Origin of the sequence: Sulfitobacter sp. OXR-159 (genome assembly GCF_034377145.1) — a bacterium.
Classification (GTDB): domain Bacteria; phylum Pseudomonadota; class Alphaproteobacteria; order Rhodobacterales; family Rhodobacteraceae; genus Sulfitobacter.
In genome coordinates this window covers 393,464-418,751 of the sequence record NZ_CP139707.1, presented here as the reverse complement: position 1 = coordinate 418,751, position 25,288 = coordinate 393,464, and the positions used below count along the sequence as shown (strand labels likewise).

Genomic DNA, 25,288 nt, shown 5'->3' with positions numbered 1-25,288 from the left:
CCTTGCCGCTGTTCGTGGCGAACCTAGCGACCGTTCGGCGCATGGACAATCCCCGCGCGCAGGTCATATCTAAGGCCATGGATTTTGACCACGATATCGCGATCATCGGCGGCGGGCTGAACGGCCCTGCCCTTGCCTTGGCCCTCAGCCGCGCCGGGTTGCGCGTGGCGGTGATCGACGCCTTGCCCGCGCAGACATTTGAGAACGCCGACTTCGATGGCCGCGCCTATGCGCTGGCGCTGACCTCGGTGCGACTGATGGAAGGCATCGGCGTCTGGCCCGAGATCGCCGGTGACGCCCAGCCGATGCTTCAGATCAAAGTCACCGACGGGCGCGCCGGAACCGGCCCCTCGCCCATGTTCATGCATTTCGACCATGCCGAGATCGAAGAAGGCCCGATGGGTCATATGGTCGAAGACCGCCACCTGCGGCGCGCCTTGCTAAAGGCCGTTGCGGCCGATCCGGCGATCACCATGTTGAACGACACCCGCGTCACCGATCAAACGGTCGAGCCGACCGGCATCACCCTGACGCTGGAGAGTGGCAAGACACTGCGCGCGCGGCTGGCCGTGGGGGCCGATGGGCGCGGCAGCGGCACGGCTGAACGCGCGGGCATCAAGCGCATCGCATGGTCCTATGGTCAGACGGCGCTGGTCTGCGTGGTCGATCACGAAAAACCGCATAGCGGCATCGCGCATCAGTTCTTTATGCCCCCCGGCCCGCTGGCGATCTTGCCGCTGACTGGTAACCGCTCGCTGATCGTCTGGAGCGAAGCCAGCGCAAATGCCGCCGCCATTAATGCCCTGCCGGATGCGCAATACCTTGACGTGCTGCGCCCGCGCTTCGGCAGCTTTCTGGGGGAGCTTTCCCTGACCGGCCCGCGCTACAGCTATCCGCTGGGCCTGTCGCTGGCGCATTCCATGACCGCGCCGCGCGTGGCGCTTTTGGGAGATGCGGCACATGGAGTGCATCCCATCGCAGGTCAGGGGTTGAACGCAGGCCTACGCGATGTGGCGGCCTTGGCCGAGGTGATTGCCGATGCGGTGCGACGGGGCGAAGACCCCGGAAACGACGCGGTACCGGCGCGTTATCAGGAATGGCGGCGCTTCGACAATGCCAGCCTCGCGCTGGCGACAGACAGCTTTAACCGGCTGTTTTCAAACGATAATGCGATTTTGCGTCTGGCCCGTGACATGGGCATGGCCGCGATCAACGCCCTGCCCGGCCTGCGCCGGACCTTCATCCGCGAAGCGGCAGGGCTGACGGGTGACCTGCCCCGATTGATGCGTGGGAAGCCCCTTTAGCGGGGCCCAGTTACAGCGTCCGCGCCTCATCAGGCAGCATCACCGGAATGCCATTGCGGATCGGATAGGCCAGCCCGGCAGCTTTCGACACCAGTTCTTGCTTTTCTGCGTCATAGGTCAGCGTCGTCTGGGTGCGCGGGCAGATCAATGCCTCCAGCATCCGGCGGTCGAATTGAACGGTGGCATCCGTCATTGCATCAAGCCCTCTTCCTGACCGCCGCGCATCGCGAATTCGATCAATGTCACCAATGTCTCGCGCCGGGTTTCCAGCGACGGCGCCTCTAGCAACGCCTGTTTGTCCTCGGCCTCAAACTCCAACATCATCGACAGGGAGTTTATCAGCAGCTCATCCTCGGCATCTTTCAACGTGTCCCAATCAGCCGAGAGGCCGCGGGTGTCGAAATACCGCCCCAAGAGATCAAGAAACCGCACCCGGTCGAAACTGTCGTCGACCTCATCCTCGCCCAAGTCACGGTCAAAGCCCGCCCAGTTCACATCGCAGCGGCGATAGGGGGAAAAGCCTTCAATCTCTTCCACCACACGAAAGCGTGAGACGCCGGCAAGGGTCACCATATAGCGGCCATCCTCGGTCTCGGAAAACTGGGTGATGCGCCCCGCGCAGCCGATCTGGTGCAGCCCGTTGCCGTCGCGGCCGGGCATCTCGTTGGGCTGGACCATGCCAATCAACCGCGTGTCAGTCTTGAGCGCGTCTTCGATCATCTGAAGATAACGCGGCTCGAAGATATGCAGCGGCAGGCGCGAGCGGGGCAGCAGCAGCGCCCCTGCCAACGGAAAGATCGCAATAGTCTTGGGCAGTTCTGCTGGCTTGATCATGACAAGGGACTTAGCGCGCCCGTCTCCTCAGGCAAATATCATTGACGACAGTTTGCGACGGCCATTGAGCACCACCGGATCATTGGGCTTAAGCGCCTCAAAAATGGTGAACATTTGGGTCTTAGCAGCGCCCTCATTCCACTCACGATCCCGGCGGAAAAGCTCCAGCAGATGATCCACGGCCCCTTCGGCATCGTTATGCGCATAAAGTGCCTGAGCCAGATCAAACCGCGCCTGATGATCGTCGGGGTTGGCCTCGACCTTCTCGGTCAACTCAGCCACCGGGCCTGCATCCGCGGCCTGATGCGCCAGTTGCAATTGGGCATGGGCGGCTTCAAGTTCGGGGGCCTTGGAGATCTCAATCGGCGCACCGTTGAGCAGGGCTTCGGCCTGATCCAAAGCGCCCATGGCGATATGGGACCGGACCATGCCGCCATAGGCGGGCGCGTTCATCGGGTCTTCTTCCAGAATTGCGGCAAAGGTCTGCGCCGCATCCGTGGCGGCCCCCTCGGCCAGCATCTCTTCGGCGGCGGCGACGGCATCGGCCAGCGTATCACCGGGCGCTTCGCCGCCCCCCGCCTTTACCACGCGGTCGACGAAAGCCTTGATCTCGGACTGCGGCAGCGCGCCTTGGAAACCGTCGACCGGCTGGCCTTTGAAAAAGGCATAGACCGTGGGGATCGATTGGATCTGCAATTGGCCCGCGATGTTCTGGGCCTCATCGACATTGACCTTCACCATCTTCACCGCGCCCTTGGCCGCGCGCACGGCGTCCTCCAACATCGGGCCAAGCGTCTTGCAGGGGCCGCACCACGGCGCCCAGAAATCAACGATGACCGGCACCGTTTGCGAGGCATCGACCACGTCAGCCATGAAGGTCGCCTCGGTCGTGTCCTTGATCAGGTCGGCATCCGCAGGGGCGGCGGTGGAAAGGTTCAGGTCGGTCATGCTGTTATCCTCGCTAATCGCGTTTGGCCTTATATGGACGTGCGGGGACGCGATTCAAAGGTCAAAACTGGCAAAAACCGGCGCGTGGTCGCTGGGTTTCTCCCAACCGCGCGCATCGCGGACGATATGGCTGGAGTGCCCGGCCTGCGCGATATCCGATGTGGCCCAGATATGATCGAGTCTGCGACCCTTATCGGCGGCATCCCAATCGGCAGCGCGGTAGGACCACCAGCTATAGAGGTTGCCAGCCGGCACATCCTGCCGGGTGATGTCGACCCAATTGCCCGCATCTTGCACCGCGCCAAGCGCTTCGACCTCGACAGGCGTGTGGCTGACGATCTTCAACAGCTTTTTGTGGTCCCAGACATCATCCTCACGCGGGGCGATGTTCAGGTCGCCCACAAGGATCGACTTCTCGGGTTTGTCGCTATGAAACCAGTCGCGCATTTCCGAGAGGTAATCGAGTTTCTGGCCAAACTTCTCATTGATCTCGCGGTTGGGTTTGTCGCCGCCTGCGGGGACGTAGAAATTGTGGATCGTGGTGCCGTTTTCCAGCTTGGCCGCCACATGGCGGGCGTGGCCCAACATGGCGAAATCCTGATCGCCCGCATCCACCAAGGGCAGCTTTGACAGGATCGCCACACCGTTGTAGCCCTTCTGCCCACGCGCAACCATATGCGTGTATCCCGCCGCCTTGAACGCCTCGACCGGGATCTTGTCGACCGGGCTTTTGCATTCTTGAAGGCAGAGCACATCCGGCCCGTGTTCGGCCAGCAGCTTCAACACCAAAGGCTCGCGCAGACGGACAGAGTTGATGTTCCAAGTGGCGAGAGAAAAGGACATGGGGGCAGGCTCCGGTCTGGGGGTAGGTCGGCACAATAACGCGGGTGGCGCGGCGGTGCCATGCGGAAATGGGGTTCCTTGCGGTAAGGGCCATCGCCTGCCCGCGAGTCGGCGACCCAAGGCCGCTTGTTGCCACTTTATGGTGCGGCCTTGATGTGTGTTCTGAAGGTCGCGCCCAGCCTCTCTAAATCGCCTATCCGGTCGCACCGGAGGTGCGCTGAGAATGATACGGCACGCCTTTGGCGTGACGGGCGGGCAGGCGATGGCCCGGCGCCTGCGGCGTGGCTCCGGGCAGGAGTGACGATCTCAACCCCGCCCCGGACAAAAAAAGGCCGGGCACTATGGCCCGGCCAGTCCAACAGGGAGGTATGTACCTTTACCCGGGTACAAAAGTCGGGCTTCAAACCGAGTGGCGGGTCATGAAAACCCCGCCTCTCAGGGTTTCCAACCAAACGAGGTTGGAAATGGTTCCCGGTTTTTATGCCATCAGGCGATAACCACCGGATTCAGTCACCAGCAAGCGGGCATTCGAAGGGTCAGGCTCGATCTTCTGCCGCAGGCGGTAAATATGGGTTTCAAGCGTGTGGGTCGTGACGCCCGCATTGTAGCCCCAGACCTCATGCAGCAACACATCGCGCGGCACCACACCATCGTTGGAGCGGTAGAGGAACTTGAGGATATTAGTCTCTTTCTCGGTCAGACGCACCTTGCGGTCGTCCTCCGTGGTCAGAACCTTCATCGCGGGTTTGAACGTATAGGGTCCAAGCTGGAACACCGCATCTTCGGATTGCTCGTGCTGGCGGAGTTGCGCACGGATACGGGCCAGAAGGACGGGGAATTTGAACGGTTTGGTGACATAGTCATTCGCCCCCGCATCAAGGCCGAGGATGGTATCGGCATCGGTGTCATGACCGGTCAGCATCAGGATCGGGCTTTTCACCCCCTGTTTGCGCATCAGACGGCAAAGCTCACGGCCATCGGTATCGGGCAGGCCGACGTCGAGGATGATGAGATCATAGAGCGCCTCTTTCGCCTTGGTCATCGCCTCGGTGCCGTTGGCGGCCTCGAACACATCGAAATCCTCGGTCATGATAAGCTGTTCGCTCAGCGCTTCGCGCAGGTCATCGTCATCGTCAACGAGCAGGATTTTCTTAAGCTGGGCCATCTATCTCTCCGTCTGTTGCCTTATACATGCGCTTCGGCACGGGCTCCGACAAGGTATGTGACCTCTGTCTCACAGCCTCGTGTCAACAAAGCGTGAAATGTTTCAATTCCTTGGGAAATAACTTAGATAAACGCTGAAGCCTTTGCGGAGTTGCAACAAACCATGAGTTTCGCCCCGGACATCACCGAACAACTGGCGCGTGCGCGGGCCGATTTACGCATGGGCGTGCCCGTGGTTTTGGCGGATGGGGCGCAGGCCGCTCTCGTGCTGGCGGCGGAGACGCTGACCGCGCAGCGCCTTGCGGATGTGCTGGCCTTGGGCGGTGCGCCGGTGTTGGCGATCACGGCGCGGCGGGCGGAAACGCTTAAGGCGCGCGCCTATGATGGCAATCTCGCCCGCGTGCTGCTGCCCCCCGGCGCGACACCCGCTTGGGTGCAAAGCATCGCCGATCCGGCGGATGACCTGCGCGCGCCGATGAAAGGCCCGCTCAAAACCGCGCGGGGCGGGGATACAGCCGCCCATAGCGCCGCACTTGATCTGGTAAAAGCCGCGCGGATGCTGCCCGCGGCGCTTGTGCTGGACCTGCCGCAGGGCGCTGACTTCGCGCGACTGCATGGGTTGACCCTGATCGATCTCACCGCCGCCGCCCCCATCCTCGCCCGTCGCAGCGCCCTGCACCCGGTGGTCAACGCCCGCCTGCCGATGGAGGTGTCAGAGGCCGGTCGCCTGCATATTTTCCGACCCGAAGACGGCGGCGAAGAGCATTACGCCATCGAGATTGGCCGCCCTGCCCGCAACACGCCCGTCCTCTGCCGGCTGCATTCGGCCTGTTTTACCGGCGATCTGATGGGCAGCCTAAAATGCGACTGCGGCCCGCAGCTTCGGGCTGCATTGGCGCAGATGGGCGGTGAGGGCAATGGCGTGCTGCTTTACCTCAACCAAGAGGGGCGCGGCATCGGCCTTGCCAATAAGATGCGCGCCTATTCCTTGCAGGATCAGGGTTTCGACACGGTTGAGGCCAATCACCGGCTGGGGTTTGAGGATGATGAGCGCGACTTCCGCCTCGGGGCCGACATCCTGCGCTCGATGGGGTTCTCCGCCGTTCGTCTGCTGACCAACAACCCCCGCAAGGTCGGCATGATGGAGCAAAGCGGCATTGCGGTGACCGAGCGCGTCCCGCTGGCCGTGGGCGAGAACCGCCATAACAGCGCCTATCTGGCCACCAAAGCCGCGAAGTCTGGGCATCTGCTGTGACCCCGAACGATATGGTTTTGACCCCGACGGGGCTGCGGTTTCAGGGGCGGCGCTATGCCTGCAGCATCGGCAAGGGCGGTCTGACCCGTGACAAGCGCGAAGGCGATGGTGCCACGCCGCGCGGGGTCCATCGCTTGGTCGGCATGCTCTACCGGCCTGACCGCATCCCGGCCCCAAGCGCTTGGGCGCAGCCGATCGGGACCGGTGATCTGTGGTCGGACGCCAGCGGCCAGCCTGACTACAACCACCGCGTCCATGCCCCCTACCCCCATAGCCACGAGGCGCTGCGCCGCGCCGATCCGCTCTATGACTTGGTGATCCTGACCGATTGGAACTGGCCAGAGGCCGAGGCCGGGCGCGGCTCCGCGATCTTTATTCACCAGTGGCGGCGGCCCGGCTACCCGACCGAGGGCTGCATCGCCTTTGCGCGGGACGATCTTCATGAGATCGCGGCCCGTATCGGCCAGGCGACGCGGCTGATTATTCGCTAACCCGTTCGCCAAAGATGGCAGAGCCGACACGCACATGGGTCGCACCAAGAGCGATGGCCTGCTCGAAGTCACCACTCATGCCCATCGAAAGGCCACTCAGATCATTGCGTGCGGCGATCTTGGCCAGCAGTGCGAAGTGCAGCGATGGCGCCTCATCCACTGGGGGAATGCACATCAAGCCCTTGATCGGCAGATCCAGCGCGCGGCATTCAGCGATGAAGCCATCCGCCTCATGGGGCATCACGCCGGCCTTCTGATCTTCCTCGCCGGTGTTTACCTGAATGAACAAATCGGGACAGCGGCCAATCTCCTGTGCCAGACGGGCGATGGTCTTGGCCAGTTTCGGACGGTCCACCGTGTGGATCGCTTCGGCCAGTTCCATCGCTTGCCGCACCTTGTTGCTTTGCAATGGGCCGATGATGTGCAGGTCAATGCCGTCAAAATCCTCACGAAAACCGGGCCATTTGCCCGCCGCCTCTTGCACGCGGTTCTCTCCGAAAGAGCGGTGCCCCTCTTCCAAGACCGCACGCACACGCGCGTCGGGCTGAACCTTACTGACGGCAATCAGCTTGACCGACCCCGGCGCGCGGCCTGCATCGGCTTCGGCTTTCGAGATGCGGTTTTGGATGTCGCTCAGACTCATTTTCGGCCCTCCTTGTCAGGCGCGCAGAAAACAACAGCAGTGGGCAAAAGAAAAGGGGCAGACCGAAAGGCCTGCCCCAATATTCACAGTCTGTCGTTCAACTTAGAAGTTGAAGCGAACACCCATGTCGGCAACGGTGTGACCCTGGAAGAGTTTTGCAACGCCACCACGGAGGGACGTGCCGCCACCCAAGTCATGGTTAAAGTCAACACCATAAGAGTTGTTGCTCGTGGGGTTACCGAAGTAGGTTTCCGCATCGGAGACATAGAACTCGATATTAGTCGCGTCGCTGACGTCGTAACGACCGGCGAGCGTCCACTGGTCGCCGTTCGCACCATTATCGGCATAGGCTAGGCTCACATCAACTGCGCCAAGAGAACCACCGGCCGACGCTAGCCACTCGGTGTCCGTTGCTGAGTTGGAGTCCTGGCCACCCAGCGCGAATGTCCAGCCGCTCCAGGTATAGGCGACATGTGCCGCCACGCGGTCGCGAGCACCCTCCGACGCCGAAACATGCACCGACAAGTCGCCGAAGGAATACATAACTTCAACAGCGTTCTGGAACGGCGCACCAGTACCGGCGCTGCCAGCCGATGCACCTGCGCCATCGGAATCGTAGAAGTCGGCACCGTACTGAAAGGGCGAGTATTGGTACTCAAGACCGGTCAGGCCGAGGTCGATGGGATACATGCCGGGCATAGCTTCGATCGCGCCGTAAATGTTTCCAACGCCGACTTCTAAACCACCGGAGCGGGCGAAAAAGCGCGGTGCGTTGATACCGGTCCCGGAATTTGCCGCGTCGCCGACTTCATCGTTTTCCTGTTCGATACGAACACGCGCACCGAAAACCACACCGGCATCAGACTCTGCGGTTGCATCCAATTGGAGACGGAAACGGTACGTCAGGTCGGTGGAGCTATCTCCGGTCCCATCATCACCGAATGTTTGCGCAAGACCATCCGGGCCTGCCGCGCTCGAATACAAGACACCAAAGCGGCCGTAGCCGCCGAATGTTACGTCTGCTGCTGCTACACCGGCGGTCGCAACCAGGGCTGTTGTAGCGAAGAGAACTTTTTTCATGAGTTTTCCCTCGGTTTGAATTCATATGCCCAGACCGGGGAATCCGGTAAGGGTATGAAGGGTGTTTGCCCCCAATGCCCCGCACTTGGCAAGGTTCACGCGCCCCCCGCCCTCAATGTCGCTGACGCTGGTGCAGCTATGCCACAGTTTCGCCGCCCGGGCCTGCCCCGCCTGCCCGTTACTGCCTTTGGCGCAGGGGCAGAGCGCCCGAACAGGCACCTATGACATAGACCTTGCCGACATGGGCCTGCTTGGATAGACCGGAGCGCAAACAGGCAAAGGAAAGCTGCAATGGCCCTTCGTACCGCTTGCAAGATGGCGATCTCCGTTCTGGCGCTCAGCGCGCTTGCCGCCTGTGGTGGGGGCTTTGGCAGCCCAGCCACGGAACGGCCGGATCAATACACCAACCCGAACAATCCCAATAACATTGAGACCAATCCAGACAATACGATCTGGTCGATCTTCAACCGCAAGAACACGGTTTCCAGCGTTTCAGTGAACAAGTACCTCTGGTCGGCCTCGCTGGAAGTGTTGAACTTCCTGCCGGTGCAATCGGTCGATCCTTTCACCGGGGTGATCGTCACCGGCTACGGCACCCCGCCGGGCGGTGGCCGCGCCTATCGCGCGACCGTGCTGATCGATGATCCGGCGCTTGATGCCCGCTCGCTCAACGTGGCGCTGCAATCCTCGGGCGGCCAGCCGGTGGCACGGGCGACAACCCGCGCGGTAGAGGATGCGATCCTCAGCCGGGCGCGGGAGATGCGCGTGTCCGACAGCAAATTCTGAGCCCGCTTAACTCAACACGTTTCCAACGCCGGGCCTTGTGAAAGCAGCAGCCCGGCGTTTTTCATGTCACGAAGGTCCCCTCATGCCCCGCTATACCCCCGCCGAGATCGAAGCCCGCTGGCAGCAAGCCTGGGAAAAGGATGGCGTCTTTCAGGCCACCCGCAACGCTGACAAGCCGAAATACTATGTGCTTGAGATGTTCCCCTATCCGTCGGGCCGGATCCATATGGGCCATGTGCGCAACTACACGATGGGCGACGTAATCGCGCGCTACAAGATCGCAACGGGGCATAACGTGCTGCACCCGATGGGCTGGGATGCCTTTGGTATGCCCGCCGAAAACGCAGCGATGGCCATCGGTGGCCACCCGGCGGATTGGACCTATGCCAATATCGCCGAGATGAAAAAACAGATGAAGCCGCTCGGCCTCTCGATCGACTGGTCGCGCGAGATCGCCACCTGCCACCCCGGCTACTACGGCCAGCAGCAGGCGCTGTTTTTGGACTTCCTCAAAGAGGGGCTGGTCTACCGCAAAAACGCTGTGGTGAACTGGGACCCGGTCGATATGACCGTGCTGGCAAACGAGCAGGTCGAAAACGGCTGCGGCTGGCGCTCTGGCGCACCGGTCGAGCGGCGCGAGTTGACGCAGTGGTTCTTCAAGATTTCGGACCACTCCGAAGAGTTGCTCTCGGCGCTCGACAGCCTCGACAACTGGCCCGCGAAGGTAAAGCTGATGCAGGCGAACTGGATCGGCAAATCGCGCGGGCTGCAGTTTGCCTTCTCGACCATCGAAGCACCCGAGGGCTTCGACCGCATCGAAGTCTATACCACCCGCCCCGATACGCTGCTGGGCGCGTCTTTTGTCGGCATTTCGCCCGACCACCCGCTGGCCAAAACGCTGGAGCGGGACGATGAAGCCGTCGCCGCCTTCTGCGCCGAATGCCGCAAGGGCGGCACCACCGAAGAGGCGATCGAGACCGCCGAGAAGCTGGGCTATGACACCGGCATCCGCGTGCGCCATCCCTTTGACACGGCGCATGAATTGCCGGTCTATATCGCGAACTTCATCTTGATGGACTACGGCACCGGCGCGATCTTTGGCTGCCCCGGCCACGACCAGCGCGATTTCGATTTCGCCAGCAAATACGACCTGCCGATCATCTCGACCTTCCTGCCTTCGGAAGACGCCTCGCCCAAACTGACCGAGGCCTTCGTGCCGCAGAAGTCGGAAAAGGTCTTCTACAACCGTGGCTTCGCGGGCGACCAGTGGCAAACCGGCGAAGAAGCCGTCGATGCCGCCATCGCCTTTTGCGAGGAAAACGGCATTGGCCAAGGCGTCACCAAATACCGCCTGCGGGACTGGGGCCTCTCGCGCCAGCGCTACTGGGGCTGCCCGATCCCGGTTGTCCATTGTGGCGACTGCGGCGTGGTGCCCGAAAAGAAAGAGAACCTGCCGATCGAGCTGCCCTACGACGTCAGCTTTGACACCCCCGGCAACCCGCTTGACCGCCACCCGACATGGCGCAACTGCGCCTGTCCCACCTGCGGCAAGGACGCGCTGCGCGAGACCGACACGATGGACACCTTCGTCGACAGTTCGTGGTATTTCGCCCGTTTCACCGCACCGCGCGCGGAGACGCCGACCGTCATGGAAGACGCGCAATATTGGATGAACGTCGATCAATATATCGGCGGCATCGAACACGCGATCCTGCACCTGCTCTACTCGCGCTTCTTTGCCCGTGCGATGCAAATCACCGGCCACCTGCCCGAAAGCGCGGTGGAGCCCTTCGACGCGCTCTTTACCCAAGGCATGGTAACCCATGAGATCTACCAGACCCGCGACGATAATGGCCGCCCGGTCTATCACCTCCCCGAAGAGGTGACCGACGGCAAACTCACCGACGGCACCGAGGTTGAGATCATCCCCTCCGCCAAAATGTCGAAGTCCAAGAAGAACGTCGTCGACCCGCTGCACATCATCTCGAACTACGGCGCCGACACCGCGCGTTGGTTCGTGCTCAGCGATTCGCCCCCAGAGCGCGATGTGGAATGGACCGCCAGCGGGGCCGAGGCGTCTTACAAGCACCTGTCGCGCGTGTGGAACATCTGCGACCGCGTGAGCGAAATGGACCGCGATGCAACCGGCACCGGTGATGATGACCTGCTGCGCGCCCTGCACAAGACGATCCATGACGTGACCATGGGCGTGGAATCCTTCGGCTTCAACGCGGCGATTGCCAAGCTCTATGCCTTCACCGCCACCTTGCAAAAATCCAAAGCAGGCTATGCCGCGCAGCGCGAAGCGATCATGACGCTGGCGCAGCTCATGTCCCCGATGACCCCGCACCTGGCCGAAGACATCTGGGCACATCAAGGCGGCGAAGGGTTGATCACCAAGGCCCCATGGCCCAAGGCCGATGAGAAGATGCTGGTCGATGACACCGTGACCCTGCCGATCCAGATCAACGGCAAACGCCGGGCAGAAATTCAGGTTCCCGCCGACATGCCGAAGGAAGAGGTTGAAAAAATCGCGCTGGCGCATGAAGCTGTCATTCGAACGCTGGACGGGGCCACACCGAAAAAGGTCATCGTCGTGCCCGGACGGATTGTGAATGTCGTTGCCTAAGCCCACCCATATGCGCCGCCGCTTCCTGTTGGCTCTGCCCCTGCTGGCGCTCGCCGCCTGCGGGTTCGAGCCGGTCTATGGCCCCGGCGGCGCGGGCACGGCCCTGCAAAACCGCGTGCTGGTCGATGCGCCCGAAGACCGCTTTGGCTATTTCCTAGTGCGCGAGGTGGAAAGCCGCTTGGGCCGCGCGGCCACGCCCCGCTGGGGGCTGGCGCTGACCACCACCACAACCGAAGACGGGCTGGCCATCGACAGCGAAGGCAACACCCGGCGCTATAACCTGCTTGGCACCACCTCTTACGCCCTGCGCGACCTCGACAGCGGGCAGATCGTGACCTCGGGCAAGGTCGAAAGCTTCACCGGCTATTCCGCCACCGGCACCACCGTCGCCACCCGTGCCGCCGAGTTGGACGCGCAAGAGCGCCTAATGGTGATTCTGGCTGACCTCGTCGTGAGCCGTCTTTACGCAGCTGACTTGCCGCAATGAAGCTCACCCCCCGCGACGCAAAGCCCTATTTCGCGCGGCCTGATCCCGCGCGGACGGGGCTTTTGATCTACGGCAGCGATGCCATGCGCGTGGCATTGAAACGGCAGGAATTCCTGAAAAACCTGCTCGGCGCCAATGCCGAAGAGGAAATGCGCCTCAGCCGGATGCCCGCAGGTGAATTGCGCCGCGATCCGGCGATGCTGTTGGACGCGATCAAGGCCGTCGGGTTCTTCCCCGGCCCGCGAGCGGCGCTGGTGGAAGAGGCGAATGACAATATCGCGAAAATCCTGCTCGACGCGCTCAAAGACTGGCAGCCGGGCGATGCGCAGATCATCGTCACGGCGGGCGGTCTAAAGAAAACCTCCAAGGTGCTTAAAGCCTTTGAGAGCCACCCCAACGCCTATGCCACCGCGATCTATGACAATCCGCCCGATCGGGCCGAGATCGAACAGATGCTAAAGGATGCGGGCCTCACCCCCGAGGCCGACGCCATGGCCGCGCTCAGCGATCTGGCCCGCACCCTTGATCCGGGTGATTTCCGCCAAACGCTAGAGAAGATCACGCTCTACAAACTGGGTGACAGCAGCCACATCGGGCTGGAAGACATCGCCGCCTGCGCCCCCACCTCGACCGAGGCCGAGGTCGACGACATCCTGCATGTGGTCGCCGAGACCCGCGCCGCCGAAATCGGCCCCGTGATGAGCAAGCTGCAAGGCCAAGGCGTGAACCCGGTAACGCTGACGATCATGGCCACCCGGCATTTCCGCACCCTCTACCGCATCGCCGCCAACCCCGGCGCGCCGATCTATGGCGTGCGTGATCGCGACCGCGCGATGCGGCAGGCGCGCAACTGGGGCGCGGTGAAGCTGGAAACCGCGCTTGCGGTGCTGACCGAGACCGACCTCAAGCTGCGCTCTGCCGGGCAGCACGCCCCGGCGCTGGCTTTGGTCGAGCGGGCCTTTATCCGTCTGGCGATGCTGGGCGCACAACGTTGATTTTGGGAGAGGAAATTCAATGTATACTGTCATCGGCGGCACCAAATCCCGCGCTTTTCGCGTCATGTGGATGCTCGAAGAATTGGGCCAACCCTACGCGCTGAACCCCGCCGCGCCGCGCTCGGAAGAGGCGCGCAAATATAACCCTTCGGGCAAGATCCCCGCGCTTGTGGACGGCGATGAGGTACTGACCGATTCCCTCGCGATCATGACCTATCTGGCCGACAAACACGGGGCGCTCACCGCCCCCGCCGGAACGCCCGAACGCGCGCGGCAGGACGCATTGACCTTTTGGCTGATCGACGAGTTCGACGCGATCCTCTGGGCAGCGGCGAAACACAGTTTCATCTTCCCCGAGGAAGCGCGCGTGCCCGCGATCAAAGACAGCCTCAAGGCCGAGTTTGAACGTGCGGCCAAATACCTGTCCGACCGCCTAGAGGGACCGTTTCTGATGGGCGATCAGATCACCGTCCCCGACCTGCTGGCGGTGCATTGCATCAACTGGTCGATCGGCGCGAAATTCCCGCGCGTGGATGATAAACTGAACCTCTGGGCCAAATCCCTGCGCGAACGCCCTGCTTTCGTCGCCGCGATGGCCAAGGAAAATGGTTAACGCCGCGCCCATTCCACAGCATGGCGGCCCGCCCAATGGCCGGTCGCCAGACAGCCATTGATCAGATAGCCGCCCGTGGGCGCTTCCCAATCCAGCATTTCCCCGGCGGCAAAGACGCCCGGCACCTCGCGCAGCATCAGCCCCGCATCCAGCGCGTCGAGCGCTATCCCCCCCGCCGTCGAAATCGCCTCATCCATCGGGCGCAGCCCGGCGTGGGCGATGGGCAGGTCTTTCAGCAAGACGGCCAGCGCCTCGGCCTCCTGCGGCAGCGGGCGCGCCATCTCTTGCAGCAGCGCGATCTGGGCGGGGGTCAGTTTCAGCCGCTTGCGCAGATGGTTGGCCTGACTGTCCTTACCGCGCGGCTTCGCCAAACGTGCCGCGACATCGCGGACCTGCAAGTCCGGCAGCAGATCAAGCGACAGCCCCTGCCCTTCGCGCAGCCCGCGCGAGACGCTGTAAATGCCCCCGCCCTCCAGCCCACGGGCCGAGATCACCGCCTCCCCACGTGAGGTGTAGGGGCCAGCGCGCCATGCCACACCCTTGAGCGCCGCGCCGAAATGTCGGGTCATATGCGGCGACCAATCGACCAGCAACCCGACGTTGGCCGGGGCGAAATCGCGCAGGGTCACGCCGCGCGTCGCCAGCAGGGGCGCCCATGCCCCCGTCGCGCCAAGCCGCCGCCAACTTGCACCGCCAAGGGCCAGTACCGTCACATCGGCCTCGACCACTTCCCGCCCGCCGGGCGTATCGAAAACAAAGGCATCCCCGTCCCAGCCCTGCCACTGCCAGCGGGTGTTGAGCGTCACCCCGCATTCCGCCAGCCGCGCAAGCCAAGCCCGCAGCAACGGAGAGGCTTTCATCGCACGGGGGAAAACCCGCCCCGTCGAGCCGGTAAAGACCTCTTGCCCCAGCCCTTCGGCCCAGTCCTGCACCGCTTGGGCATCGAAGGCTTCCAGCATCGGGCGCAAGGCGGTCTGCGCCTCTTCATAGGCGGCGAGAAAGGGCGCGAAAGGTTCGGACTTGGTCAGGTTCAACCCGGATTTGCCCGCCATCAAGAACTTGCGCCCGACCGAGGGCTTCGCCTCGCAAAGCGTGACCGACAGCCCCGCCTGCGCCATGACTTCGGCCGCCATCAGCCCTGTGGGGCCGCCCCCGATGACCAAGGCGCGGGTCACGCGGCGCGCCCTTCGGTCTGATTTTCTGACGGGGAAGCCATCGGCCTGTCCTTGCCTTGGGGAGGATTTGACACATCCTCTTGCCTGCCGTGGCCCTGCAATGCAAGCGAAAGGGAGGACCGTGACCGAAGGCGAGACTTTGCCAGATTGCCCGCTCTGCCTTCGGCCCATTCCTCGGGACGTGCCGCAGAGCCTGCATCACCTCATCCCCAAGCTGCGCGGCGGCAAGGGGGGCCCGACGGTGCTAATGCATCACATCTGCCACCGCGAGGTACACGCCGCCCTGACCGAGACCGAACTGGCGCGGCACTACAACACACCCGAAGCGCTGCGCAGCCATCCGAGGCTGGCCAGATTCGCCGCATGGGTGGCGAAACGCCCGCCCGGATTTCGCTCCAAAGTGCCGGGCGGTACGCGCAAGCGTTAGGCGGGGCTGCACATCCGTTTGATTTTCTGCGCGATTTCGGGCCGCGCGGCCAGCGTATCGGCGGCCAGCGCCAGCGCGTGATCCTGCAGTTCTTCCGCCTCGACAAGGCGGTCGATCAGGCCAAAGGTCAGCGCCTCCTCTGCCGTGATCTTCTGCCCGCCCATCAGCAAAAGCTTGGTCCGCGCAGGGCCGATCAGCGCCGCCATCCGCGCCGGGTCCGAGGGCTGCGGCAGAAACCCGAGCTTCATCACCGGATAGAAGAATTTCGCCCCCGGCACCGCGATGCGCAGATCGCAGGCCAGCGCCATGCCCATCGCACCGCCCGCCAGCGTGCCATTGAGCGCGGCAATGCTCAGCCCCGGCAGGGCCGCCACCGCGCCTGAAAGACGCTCCCAAACATCCGATTTCGCCAGTCCCGCGCGGGCTTCGTCAAGATCGGCCCCCGCGCTGAACACCTTGCCGTGCCCGGTCAGGATCACCGCGCGGGCGGCCTGTGCCTCCTCAATGATATCGGCCAGTTCGACCAGCATGGCATGGGTCAGGGAATTGGCCTTGTCGGGGCGGTTGATCGTGACGGTCCAGATGTCGCCCGCGCGGTCAAGCTCGATCATATGAGGCCCACCGCCTTGCGGATGCCCTCATCCCGCAGGGAAATCTCATCGCCGAGGAAACGATCCGCCTCGGGGCCGCACATCCACAGCAGCGTGCGCGCGGGCCAATCGGCGGGGATATGCACGTCCCAGTCAAGCTGGCTGACCGGGTTCACGCCGCTGTCTTTGATGTCGCGCTGCATGTCGGTGGCCACGGTGCCCGGCGACAGACCGATGGCGCGGATGCCGTTGCCGCCCTCCTCGTGGTGCAAACACTGGGTCAGCATATTCGCCGCCGCCTTGGAGGCGCAGTAGTGGCTCCATGCCTCCACCGGGTTGTGCGCGGCCCCCGAAGAGATCGTCAGCACCGTGCCGCCGCCGTTTTCCTTCATCAGTGGCAGAGCCGCGCGCATGCCGTGAAAGACGCCAGTCACGTTGATGTTGATCGCCTTGGCCCAATCCGACGGATCGGCCTCTCCCATGAGCGAGATCGGATCGATCACGCCTGCATTGTTGATCAGCACATCCAGCCCGCCAAACGCCCGGCGCGTGGTCTCAACCGCCGAGGTCATCTCGTTATAGCGGGTCACATCGCAGGGGATGGCGATGGCGCGTTTGCCCAACTCTCCGGCCAATTCGGCGATGGCATCCTGACTGCGCGCCAACAGGGCGACATTGGCGCCTGCCTCGGCGAAAACCCGCGCGGCGGCGGCGCCGATGCCCCGGCTGGCACCGGTAATCATGATCGTCTTGCCTGTCATGTCCATGGGGTGATCCTTCCGCTAATTTTGTACATTACTTGGAGGCTGTGGTAATCTGCCGATCAACCCGGGTCCAGCCTCGCGTCGCTTGACCCTGCGCGGGGATTGGCAGACCCTATGCACAACTCATTGCCGAAAAGGATTTTCCGATGTCTCGCATCCCTACAGCGTCACTGCTTCTCGCCCTGCCGGTCACGCTGGCCTCGACGCCCCTCTGGGCCGACCTGACCCCTGCCGAAGTCTGGGGCGATTGGCGCCAGTATATGCAGAGCATGGGCTATCAGGTTGAGGCGAGCGAAGCCTTTGACGGCGCGGACCTAACCGTCAGCGATGTGACCCTGAAGATGGATATGGCCGAAGAGGGTGGCGATTTTTCCTTGTCGCTCGGCACGCTGCGTTTCGAGCCGGAAGGTGACGGCGCGGTCAATATCCGCATGCCCAATGTCATGCCGATGACGATCAACGTCGCGCCCGAAACGCCCGAGGATGAACCGGTGTCGATGGTATTGAACTATGCCCAGACCGCCCCGGTGATGCGCGCCAGCGGCAGCGCTGAGGCCCTGCAGTATGACTATGCGGCCGACAGCATCTCTCTTACGCTTGCGGGGCTCAAGGTTGGCGAAGAAAGCTATACCGAAGAAGAAGCCAAGTTCACCCTGACCGGCAGCGGCGTCAGCAGCCGGACCGAAATGACCGGGACCGATACGCGCCGCTACGACCAGTCGGGCCGCATCGACAGCCTGCAATATGACGTGGTGATGAAAACCCCCGAGGACCCTGCCCGTGTCGCCGTGAAGGGCGGCGTGGATCAGGTGGTCTTTGACGGCAGCGGCACGCTGCCGATGATTGACGCAGGCGCGGACGTGGCCGCGATGATGCGCAAAGGTCTGACCTTTGACGGCAGCTTTACCGCTGGCGCAGGCCGCACCGACATGCAAGTCTCTGACCCCGAAAATGGAGAGTTTCAGCTGGCCTCAAGCTCAACCGGGGCGAAGCTGGGCGTGGCGATGGGGCCCGAAGGGCTCTCCTATGACGGTGGCCAGCAGAACATCGAAGTCAGCGTCACCGCCGCCGACATGCCCTTCCCGATCCAGTTCAGCATGGCGGAAAGTGCGTTTAATCTGAAAATGCCGGTGATGAAGTCCGAAGAGCCGCAGGACTTTGCCTTTGGCGTCAAGCTTGACAGCTTCAAGATGTCGGACATGATCTGGGGCATCTTTGACCCCACCGGCCAATTGCCTCGCGACCCGGCAACTTTGGTCGTGGACCTGTCGGGCAAGGCCAAGCTGCTGTTTGAACTGATGGACCCCGAAGTTACCGCCACGATGGGCGATAAGGCACCGGGCGAAATTCACGCGCTGAACGTAAACGAAGTCACGCTTGACGTAGCAGGGGCCGAGTTCGATGCCACGGGGGCGATCACTTTTGACAACGACGACATGCAAACCGTGCCCGGCACGCCAAAGCCCGTCGGCGCGCTGGACCTGTCGTTGATCGGCGGCGTGGCCTTGCTCGACAAATTGGTAACCATGGGGCTGATCCCACAGGAGCAGGCCCTGGGCGCGCGGATGATGATGGGGCTCTTTACCGTCCCGGGCGAGGGCGAAGACTCCCTGACCTCCAGAATCGAGTTCACCGAAGAGGGCGGCATCCTCGCCAACGGTCAGCAGATCAAATAACAACCGGCGCGGCCTTGGTCCGCGCCCTTTCCGCAAGGGAAAATACAGCGCGGCCCTTGCCCCTCTCGGGGCGGGGGATTACCCCTTTTCCAACCCCAAAAGGAGCCAGACCATGCCAGACGCCCTTGATGCATTGACCAAGTCCCTCCTTCAGGCGGCCACCAAGGCCGGTGCGGATGCGGCCGATGCCATGGCGATCACGGCAAGCTCCGTCTCAATCGAAGTGCGCGGCGGGGCGCTGGAACAGGCCGAACGCTCCGAAGGGACGGACATCGGCCTGCGGGTTTTTGTCGGGCATCGTACGGCCAATGTCTCGGCCTCCGACACGTCATCGCGCACGATCGAAGAAATGGCCGAACGCGCCGTCGCCATGGCCCGCGAAGCGCCCGAAGACCCCTATGCGGGGTTGGCCGATCCCGATCAACTCTCTGCCCGCCGCGATGCGGAAGGGCTAGAACTTTGCGACCCCGCGCCAGAGCCTTCCCCCGAAGCCCTGCAAGATGACGCTGCCCGCGCCGAAGCCGCCGCGCTGGCCGTCAAAGGGGTGAGCCAAGTGCAATCCGCAGGCGCTGGCTATGGCGCACAGAAAATCCATCTCGCGGCGACCAACGGGTTTGAGGGCGGCTATGCCCGCAGTGAACGCGGGCTGTCCTGCGTCGCCATTGCAGGCAGCGGCACGGGGATGGAGCGGGACTACGACGGCGACAGCCGCATCTTTCAGGCCGACCTGCGCGACGCGCAAGAGATCGGCACCCGCGCGGGCGAACGCGCGCTGGCGCGGCTCGATGCCCGCAAGCCCCCCACCGGCAGCTATCCGGTGCTGTTTGACGAACGCATTGCCGCGTCGCTGATCGGGCATCTGCTGGGCGCGATCAACGGTCAGGCGATTTCGCGCGGGGCGTCTTTCTTGCGCGATGCGATGGGTGAACAGGTGCTGCCCGAAGGTCTGTCCCTGATCGAAGACCCGTCCCGCATCCGTGCCACCGGCTCACGTCCTTTCGATGCCGAAGGGTTGCCGACCCAGCAACGCGCCATCGTTGAAAAAGGCATCCTGCAAGGCTGGACGCTCGACCTTGCCACGGCCCGCAAGCTGGAGCTTACCCCCACCGGCAACGCCGCGCGGGGCCCCGGCTCTGGCCCTCAACCCTCGAACTGGAACATCGCGCTGACCCAAGGGCAGGCCAGCCGCGACGATCTGATCGCTGAGATGGGCACCGGGCTTTTGGTGACTTCGATGATCGGCAGCACGATCAACCCCAATACGGGCGACTATTCGCGCGGGGCCTCGGGCCTTTGGGTCGAGAATGGCGAGATCACCCATGCAATCAACGAATGCACCATCGCGGGCAATCTGCGCGACATGCTGCGGTCGATGATCCCCGCCAATGATGCCCGCAGACATCTCAGCCGTGTTGTGCCCTCGCTGCTGGTACCGGGAATGACCCTTGCCGGTGCCTGAGGACGACCTCTCCCTTTTGATCGACGCCGCCCTTAAGGCAGGTGCGGTTGCGCGCGGCTTTGTCGGGGCCACGGCCAAACGCTGGGACAAGCCCGACAACGCAGGCCCGGTGACCGAGGCCGATCTGGCAGTGAACGATCTGTTGCTCGCGGAACTGCGCGGCGCACGGCCCGGCTATGGCTGGCTCTCTGAGGAGACTGAGGACAATACCGACCGACTGGGGCATGAACGGGTCTTCATCATCGATCCGATCGACGGCACCCGCAGCTTTGTCGAAGGTTCCGACACATGGGCGCATTCACTGGCGGTGGCCGAGGCGGGCGAGGTTACGGCGGCGGTGGTCTACTTGCCGATGCGCGACATGCTCTACGCTGCCAGCCGGGGCGGTGGGGCGACGCTGAACGGCACGCCGATCCGCACCTCCGAGGTGAGCGATCTGGCCGAGGCGACAGTCCTCGCCGCGCGGCCCGCGCTGGTGGCAGAACGCTGGCACGGCGGCGCACCGCCTGTGTTCAAACGCAGCTACCGTCCCTCGCTCGCATACCGCATGGCACTGGTGGCGGATGCATCGTTTGACGCGATGATCACCCTGCGCCGCACGTGGGAATGGGACATCGCCGCTGGCACCTTGATCGTGGCCGAGGCGGGCGGTACTTGTACAACCGCCACCGGCGCGCCGCTCAGGTTCAACAACCCCGACCCGCGCGTGGATGGCATCGTCGCGGGCGGCCCAATGGTGCAGCGCGCGCTGATCGACGCCCTTGCGTGACCGGCCCCATCTGCTAGGCACTATGCGCAGCACCGCAGCTTTGACAGATCAAAGGACAGCTCCATGACCCAACGCCTGCACCTTGTTTTCGGTGGCGAACTTGTCGACCCGACCAAGAACGCTTTCAAGAACGTCGACGACATCCATATCGTCGGGATCTTCCCCAACTACGCCAGCGCCTATGACGCATGGAAATCCGAAGCGCACCGAACCGTGGATAACGCCCATATGCGCTATTTCATCGCGCATCTGCACCGCCTGCGCGACGAAGAGACCTCGGCCTCGCCCACCGAAGAGCTGGAATAAACCACCATGGCGGCGCGGTCGCTGGGGCTTGCAGCCTATCGCGCCCTTGTGCGCCGGGGCGGGGCCGAAGACGCAGCGCCCTATGCCGCGCGCCCCGAGGGTGAGCTGGTTTGGATGCATGCCGCCGAGGCGGGCAATGTCTTGGCCGTGCTCGACCTTGCCAAACGTCTGATGGCGATGCGTGACCGCGTCGCGGTGCTGGTGACCCTTTCGGAGAGCGCGGCCACCCAAGACCTCCCGCCGACCGACACCCGCGATCTTTTTATTCTTCCGGCCCCCAGCGAACATCCCGATAACGTCGCGCGGTTCCTTGACCATTGGCGCCCCGGCTTCTGCCTGTGGACATGGGGCGGGCTGAGGCCCAATCTGGTGTTGGAAACCGCGGCGCGCGGCTGCCCGATGATGATGATCGACGCCGACAGCGCTGGTTTCGATGGCCGCCGGGACCGCTGGATGCCCGATGTGACCCGCCAGCTGTTGTCCGCCTTCGATCAGGTACTCACCCGCTCTCCGGCCGTGCTGCGCCGTCTGGTGCAGCTGGGCCTGCCGCGCAGCAAGGGAGAGGTGACTTCGCCGCTGCTGACGGGCGGCCAAGCGCTACGCTGCGCGGATTCGGATCTGGCGGATATGTCGGCCTGCCTTGTCGGTCGCCCGGTCTGGTATGCCACGCAAGTCCTCCCCGAAGAGATACCCGTCGTGCTGACCGCTCACCGCCAAGCGCTGCGCCTGTCGCACCGGTTGCTGCTGATCCTGCACACCCATGACTACCCTACCGCCGATATCGCCTATGAACGCGCCCGCGCGCGTGGGTTCACCGCGATGCGGTGGGGGGATGATCCTTATCCCGATGAGACAACGCAGGTCATGGTGGCCGATGACCCCGGCGACCGCGGGTTGTTTTTCCGCGTCGCACCCGTGTCGTTCCTTGGCTCTTCGCTGGTGTCGGGCCATGGTGGTTGCGATCCCTTCGAGGCGTCAGCGCTCGGGTCTGCGGTGCTCTATGGCCCCAAGGTGCGGAACTTTCTGCCGTCCTACGGGCGGCTTGCCACAGCAGGGGCGGCGCGGATCGTCAACGATGCGGGTGCGCTTGGCAATGCGGTCTCGCGGTTGATCGCACCGGATCAGGCGGCGACCATGGCCCACGCGGGCTGGGACGTGATCAGCGAGGGGGCAGAACTGGCCGATAGGGTGATCGAATTGATCCAAGACAGCCTCGACGACCATGCGGGGGCCTCAAATGCGCGCGCCTGATTTCTGGCATCAGCCCCGACCCGATTGGCGTGCACGGTTGCTGCAGCCACTGGGCGCGCTTTATGCCGCTGCCACCGCGCGGCGGCTGGCCACAGGTACGCCGCTGCGCTTGGGCATCCCGGTGATCTGCGTCGGCAACATCAACGCGGGCGGCACCGGCAAGACGCCCACGGTGATGGCGGTGCTGCAATATCTGCTGGAACGCGGCCACCGCCCCCATGTCGTCTCACGCGGCTATGGCGGCACGCTGGAAGGCCCGGTGCGGGTGGTTCCAGCGCAGCACAGCGCGAATGAGGTGGGGGACGAGCCGCTGCTGCTGGCCGCATTCGCGGATGTCTGGGTTGCCCGCGATCGTGCTGCGGGCGCGCAGGCGGCAGAGGCTTCGGGCGCCACTGTCGTGGTGCTGGATGACGGTTTTCAGAACCCCGCGCTGGTGCAGGATCTGAGCATCGTGGTGGTGGACGCGGTCAAAGGTTTCGGCAACGGCCTCTGCCTGCCCGCCGGGCCGCTGCGCGAGCCTGTCGCGGCAGGGCTGGCGCGGGCTGACCTGCTGCTCTCCATCGGGGATGAAGCGGCGCAGACCCGTTTCGCGGCAGGGCTACCGAACACCGATCTGCCCCATGCACGCGCCGAACTCGCGCCCCTGCAGACCGGGATGGATTGGTCGGATTCCCAAGTACTCGCCTTTGCAGGCATCGGCCACCCTGAGAAGTTTTTCGCCACGCTGCGCGGGCTGGGGGCCACGATCCTCCATGCCGAAGCGCTAGAGGATCATCAGCCGCTGACGCCACGGCTGATGTTGAGGCTAGAGACCGAAGCCGCGATGCGCGGCGCGCAGCTTGTCACGACCGAAAAAGACGCGGTGCGCCTGCCGATGGAGTTCCGCGCCAAGGTGCTGACCCTGCCGGTGCGCCTGTCCCTGCCCGAAGGCAATGCGCTGCACGCCGCGCTGGACAGGCTGCCACCGCCCTAGGCCTTGTTGTCTTCGCCCAATTTCGGTGCGGGCCGGTGCAACGAAAGCTCAGCCCCCGAAAAGGTAAAGGGCGAGCGCAGCCCCGGCACGCCATCAAGCTCAATCTGCATGCCCCGCGCCACGACCTGCGGATCGGCCATGACATCGGACATATCGTTGATCGGCCCAGCAGGCACGCCATGCGCCTCACAGGCGGCCAGCAGATCATCACGGCTGCGCAGACGGGTTGCCCCTGTCAGGCGGCGGATCATCTCAGGCCGATTGGCCACGCGATCGGCGTTCTTGAGGTATTCCGGCGCGGTGGCCATGTCATCAAGGCCCAGTAACTGACACAGGCGCTGATATTGCCCGTCATTGCCCGTGGCGATGATGAGATGCCCGTCGGAACACTCAAACACCTCATAGGGCGTCAGGTTGGGATGTGCGTTGCCCATCCGCGTCGGCGCCTTGCCGGTGGTGAGGTAGTTCATCGCCTGATTGCCAGTGATCGCCACGGCACAATCCAAAAGCGCCATGTCGATATGTTGCCCCACGCCGGTTTGGTGACGCTGGTGCACGGCGGCCAAAATCGCGGTGCTGGCATAGACCCCGGTAAAGATATCGGTGATCGCCATGCCGGATTTCTGCGGCTGGCCATCCGGTTCGCCAGTGATCGACATCAGGCCCGACATGCCTTGGATGATGAAATCATAGCCCGCGCGATGCGCATAAGGCCCGGTATGGCCGAAACCCGTGATCGAACAATAGATCAGCTTGGGGAACTGCGCAGACAGGCTGGCATAATCCAACCCGTATTTCGCCAATCCGCCAGTCTTGAAATTCTCAATCAGGATATCCGCGTCGGCCAAAAGTTCCTTGACCTGCGCCTGACCTTCCTCGGTGCGGAAATCGACGGTGACGGAGGCTTTGCCCCGGTTCGTCGAATGGAAATAGGAGGCGGTAACATCCTCGTCACGGGTGACGAAGGGCGGTCCCCATTGACGGGTGTCATCTCCCGCCGGGCTTTCCACCTTGATCACCTCGCATCCGAGGTCAGACAGTGTCTGACCAGCCCAAGGGCCAGCCAGAACACGCGCCAATTCGACGACTTTCAGTCCTGCAAGCGGGGCGGTCATTAGCCAGCCAGCGATTCGTCGAGGAGTTCTTTCATGTCGGCATAGGACATGTTCGAATGTTTCTTGCCGTCGATGACAAAGCTCGGTGTGCTTGAAATGTCATCCTCTTTGGAGTTCTCGGTGTACCATGCCACCAGCGCCTCGGCTTTTTCACCGTCTTTCAGGCATTCGTCCAACGTCTCGTTATCAAGGCCAGCTAGACGGCCAATCTTGCGCAGCTCGTCGACGATGGCCGCAGGCTCGCCCGCGCGGGTCCACTCACTTTGCGATTTGTAGATCAGGTCAGCGATGCCAAAGAATTTCTCTTGCCCGCCGCAGCGCGCCACCATGGAGGCCCAGAGGCCGTAGCGGTCGAAATAGACTTCGCGGTAGATGAATTTCACTTTGCCGCTGTCGATGTAATCAGCCTTCAGCTTTTTGAAGGTGTCGTTGTGGAAGGTCGCACAATGCGGGCAGGTGAAGGAGGCGTATTCGATCATCGTGACCGGCGCGTTTTCATCGCCCATGACCATCTCGGTGATGCCTGAGGTATCCACATCGCCTTCAGTCGTCTGGGCATTCGCGGCACCAACGAAAGGTGTCAGCGCGGTGCTGCCGAGGGGGGAGGAGCCGAAGCTGCTTGCGGCAAACCAGCCACCGACGCCGAGTGTGGCGAGACCGCCAAGGATTACGTTTCTGCGATTCATGAGATGTTCCTTTGTCTGTTACGTC

Annotated in this window: 27 protein-coding genes; 15 read left to right on the top strand and 12 right to left on the bottom strand. The window is 63.1% G+C overall.

What is annotated here, in order from left to right; genetic code table 11:
- Positions 1-77: 77 nt before the first annotated feature.
- Entirely contained in the window at positions 78-1,304 is a 1,227-nt protein-coding gene (locus T8A63_RS02035) for an FAD-dependent monooxygenase (RefSeq protein WP_322345648.1), read from the top strand.
- A gap of 10 nt (positions 1,305-1,314) precedes the next feature.
- On the opposite strand, the gene T8A63_RS02030 is transcribed toward T8A63_RS02035, so the two are convergent.
- The 5 genes from T8A63_RS02030 to T8A63_RS02010 form a co-directional block, all read right to left on the bottom strand.
- Complete coding sequence (locus T8A63_RS02030) at positions 1,315-1,497, bottom strand: Trm112 family protein (protein ID WP_067624385.1); 183 nt, start codon at positions 1,495-1,497, stop codon at positions 1,315-1,317.
- Entirely contained in the window at positions 1,494-2,138 is a 645-nt protein-coding gene (locus T8A63_RS02025) for an LON peptidase substrate-binding domain-containing protein (protein ID WP_322344856.1), read from the bottom strand. Before T8A63_RS02025 ends, T8A63_RS02030 begins: the two co-directional genes overlap by 4 nt.
- Before the next feature lie 27 nt (positions 2,139-2,165).
- On the bottom strand, positions 2,166-3,086 hold the full coding sequence (trxA, locus tag T8A63_RS02020; RefSeq protein ID WP_322344855.1) for a thioredoxin: 921 nt from the start codon (positions 3,084-3,086) through the stop codon (positions 2,166-2,168).
- Between the two features lie 54 nt (positions 3,087-3,140).
- Positions 3,141-3,929 carry an exodeoxyribonuclease III gene (locus T8A63_RS02015; protein ID WP_067624394.1) on the bottom strand — a complete coding sequence of 263 codons (789 nt, stop codon included), beginning with the start codon at positions 3,927-3,929 and terminating at the stop codon, positions 3,141-3,143.
- Positions 3,930-4,407: 478 nt separating this feature from the next.
- Positions 4,408-5,094, bottom strand: a complete 687-nt coding sequence (locus T8A63_RS02010; RefSeq protein ID WP_067261731.1) for a response regulator transcription factor — start codon at positions 5,092-5,094, stop codon at positions 4,408-4,410.
- A gap of 162 nt (positions 5,095-5,256) precedes the next feature.
- On the opposite strand from T8A63_RS02010, the gene ribA reads away from it, so the two are divergent.
- Together ribA and T8A63_RS02000 are read left to right on the top strand one after the other, a co-directional pair.
- Entirely contained in the window at positions 5,257-6,348 is a 1,092-nt protein-coding gene (ribA, locus tag T8A63_RS02005) for a GTP cyclohydrolase II (RefSeq protein WP_322344854.1), read from the top strand.
- On the top strand, positions 6,345-6,839 hold the full coding sequence (locus tag T8A63_RS02000; RefSeq protein WP_322344853.1) for a L,D-transpeptidase family protein: 495 nt from the start codon (positions 6,345-6,347) through the stop codon (positions 6,837-6,839). Before ribA ends, T8A63_RS02000 begins: the two co-directional genes overlap by 4 nt.
- Here the strand turns inward: T8A63_RS02000 and T8A63_RS01995 are convergent.
- Positions 6,829-7,482 (bottom strand): YggS family pyridoxal phosphate-dependent enzyme, encoded by a 654-nt coding sequence (locus T8A63_RS01995; protein ID WP_322344852.1) that lies wholly within the window; start codon positions 7,480-7,482, stop codon positions 6,829-6,831. The two genes, T8A63_RS02000 and T8A63_RS01995, sit on opposite strands and share 11 nt — an antisense overlap.
- Positions 7,483-7,584: 102 nt before the next feature.
- On the bottom strand, positions 7,585-8,562 hold the full coding sequence (locus T8A63_RS01990) for a porin (RefSeq protein ID WP_322344851.1): 978 nt from the start codon (positions 8,560-8,562) through the stop codon (positions 7,585-7,587).
- 291 nt (positions 8,563-8,853) lie between these two features.
- Here T8A63_RS01990 and T8A63_RS01985 point away from each other — a divergent pair, with 291 nt between their 5' ends.
- From T8A63_RS01985 to T8A63_RS01965, 5 genes are all read left to right on the top strand, one after another.
- Positions 8,854-9,348 (top strand): DUF3576 domain-containing protein, encoded by a 495-nt coding sequence (locus T8A63_RS01985; protein ID WP_067936865.1) that lies wholly within the window; start codon positions 8,854-8,856, stop codon positions 9,346-9,348.
- An 82-nt stretch (positions 9,349-9,430) separates the two neighbouring features.
- Positions 9,431-11,977 carry a leucine--tRNA ligase gene (leuS, locus tag T8A63_RS01980; protein ID WP_322344850.1) on the top strand — a complete coding sequence of 849 codons (2,547 nt, stop codon included), beginning with the start codon at positions 9,431-9,433 and terminating at the stop codon, positions 11,975-11,977.
- Positions 11,964-12,464: an LPS assembly lipoprotein LptE gene (lptE, locus tag T8A63_RS01975; RefSeq protein WP_067624415.1), complete on the top strand. Its 501-nt coding sequence runs from the start codon at positions 11,964-11,966 to the stop codon at positions 12,462-12,464. Before leuS ends, lptE begins: the two co-directional genes overlap by 14 nt.
- Entirely contained in the window at positions 12,461-13,459 is a 999-nt protein-coding gene (gene holA / locus T8A63_RS01970) for a DNA polymerase III subunit delta (RefSeq protein WP_322344849.1), read from the top strand. Before lptE ends, holA begins: the two co-directional genes overlap by 4 nt.
- Positions 13,460-13,478: 19 nt before the next feature.
- On the top strand, positions 13,479-14,072 hold the full coding sequence (locus tag T8A63_RS01965; protein WP_322344848.1) for a glutathione S-transferase: 594 nt from the start codon (positions 13,479-13,481) through the stop codon (positions 14,070-14,072).
- Here the strand turns inward: T8A63_RS01965 and T8A63_RS01960 are convergent.
- Positions 14,069-15,247 carry a TIGR03862 family flavoprotein gene (locus T8A63_RS01960; protein WP_322344847.1) on the bottom strand — a complete coding sequence of 393 codons (1,179 nt, stop codon included), beginning with the start codon at positions 15,245-15,247 and terminating at the stop codon, positions 14,069-14,071. The two genes, T8A63_RS01965 and T8A63_RS01960, sit on opposite strands and share 4 nt — an antisense overlap.
- A gap of 121 nt (positions 15,248-15,368) precedes the next feature.
- On the opposite strand from T8A63_RS01960, the gene T8A63_RS01955 reads away from it, so the two are divergent.
- Positions 15,369-15,674, top strand: coding sequence for an HNH endonuclease (locus T8A63_RS01955; RefSeq protein WP_322344846.1), 306 nt, complete (start codon positions 15,369-15,371; stop codon positions 15,672-15,674).
- On the opposite strand, the gene T8A63_RS01950 is transcribed toward T8A63_RS01955, so the two are convergent.
- Both T8A63_RS01950 and T8A63_RS01945 read right to left on the bottom strand, forming a co-directional pair.
- Positions 15,671-16,285 (bottom strand): enoyl-CoA hydratase/isomerase family protein, encoded by a 615-nt coding sequence (locus tag T8A63_RS01950; protein WP_322344845.1) that lies wholly within the window; start codon positions 16,283-16,285, stop codon positions 15,671-15,673. The genes T8A63_RS01955 and T8A63_RS01950 overlap by 4 nt on opposite strands.
- Positions 16,282-17,031, bottom strand: coding sequence for an SDR family oxidoreductase (locus T8A63_RS01945; RefSeq protein ID WP_067624432.1), 750 nt, complete (start codon positions 17,029-17,031; stop codon positions 16,282-16,284). The genes T8A63_RS01950 and T8A63_RS01945 overlap by 4 nt, the downstream gene beginning before the upstream one ends.
- Before the next feature lie 143 nt (positions 17,032-17,174).
- On the opposite strand from T8A63_RS01945, the gene T8A63_RS01940 reads away from it, so the two are divergent.
- The 6 genes from T8A63_RS01940 to lpxK all read left to right on the top strand — a co-directional run bounded on the left by T8A63_RS01940 (position 17,175) and on the right by lpxK (position 23,462).
- Positions 17,175-18,704: a DUF2125 domain-containing protein gene (locus T8A63_RS01940; protein WP_322344844.1), complete on the top strand. Its 1,530-nt coding sequence runs from the start codon at positions 17,175-17,177 to the stop codon at positions 18,702-18,704.
- 112 nt (positions 18,705-18,816) lie between these two features.
- Positions 18,817-20,163 (top strand): TldD/PmbA family protein, encoded by a 1,347-nt coding sequence (locus T8A63_RS01935; protein ID WP_322344843.1) that lies wholly within the window; start codon positions 18,817-18,819, stop codon positions 20,161-20,163.
- Positions 20,156-20,932, top strand: coding sequence for a 3'(2'),5'-bisphosphate nucleotidase CysQ (locus T8A63_RS01930; protein WP_322344842.1), 777 nt, complete (start codon positions 20,156-20,158; stop codon positions 20,930-20,932). The genes T8A63_RS01935 and T8A63_RS01930 overlap by 8 nt, the downstream gene beginning before the upstream one ends.
- A gap of 63 nt (positions 20,933-20,995) precedes the next feature.
- Entirely contained in the window at positions 20,996-21,238 is a 243-nt protein-coding gene (locus T8A63_RS01925) for a DUF4170 domain-containing protein (RefSeq protein ID WP_132444107.1), read from the top strand.
- Positions 21,239-21,244: 6 nt separating this feature from the next.
- Positions 21,245-22,489, top strand: coding sequence for a 3-deoxy-D-manno-octulosonic acid transferase (locus T8A63_RS01920; protein WP_322344841.1), 1,245 nt, complete (start codon positions 21,245-21,247; stop codon positions 22,487-22,489).
- The gene (gene lpxK, locus T8A63_RS01915; RefSeq protein ID WP_322344840.1) at positions 22,476-23,462 is read left to right on the top strand and encodes a tetraacyldisaccharide 4'-kinase; all 987 of its coding nucleotides are present in this window, start codon (positions 22,476-22,478) and stop codon (positions 23,460-23,462) included. The genes T8A63_RS01920 and lpxK overlap by 14 nt, the downstream gene beginning before the upstream one ends.
- On the opposite strand, the gene T8A63_RS01910 is transcribed toward lpxK, so the two are convergent.
- Both T8A63_RS01910 and T8A63_RS01905 read right to left on the bottom strand, forming a co-directional pair.
- Positions 23,459-24,577 carry a CaiB/BaiF CoA-transferase family protein gene (locus T8A63_RS01910; protein ID WP_317390489.1) on the bottom strand — a complete coding sequence of 373 codons (1,119 nt, stop codon included), beginning with the start codon at positions 24,575-24,577 and terminating at the stop codon, positions 23,459-23,461. The genes lpxK and T8A63_RS01910 overlap by 4 nt on opposite strands.
- Positions 24,577-25,263 carry a DsbA family protein gene (locus tag T8A63_RS01905; RefSeq protein ID WP_322344839.1) on the bottom strand — a complete coding sequence of 229 codons (687 nt, stop codon included), beginning with the start codon at positions 25,261-25,263 and terminating at the stop codon, positions 24,577-24,579. Before T8A63_RS01905 ends, T8A63_RS01910 begins: the two co-directional genes overlap by 1 nt.
- Positions 25,264-25,288 lie beyond the last annotated feature (25 nt).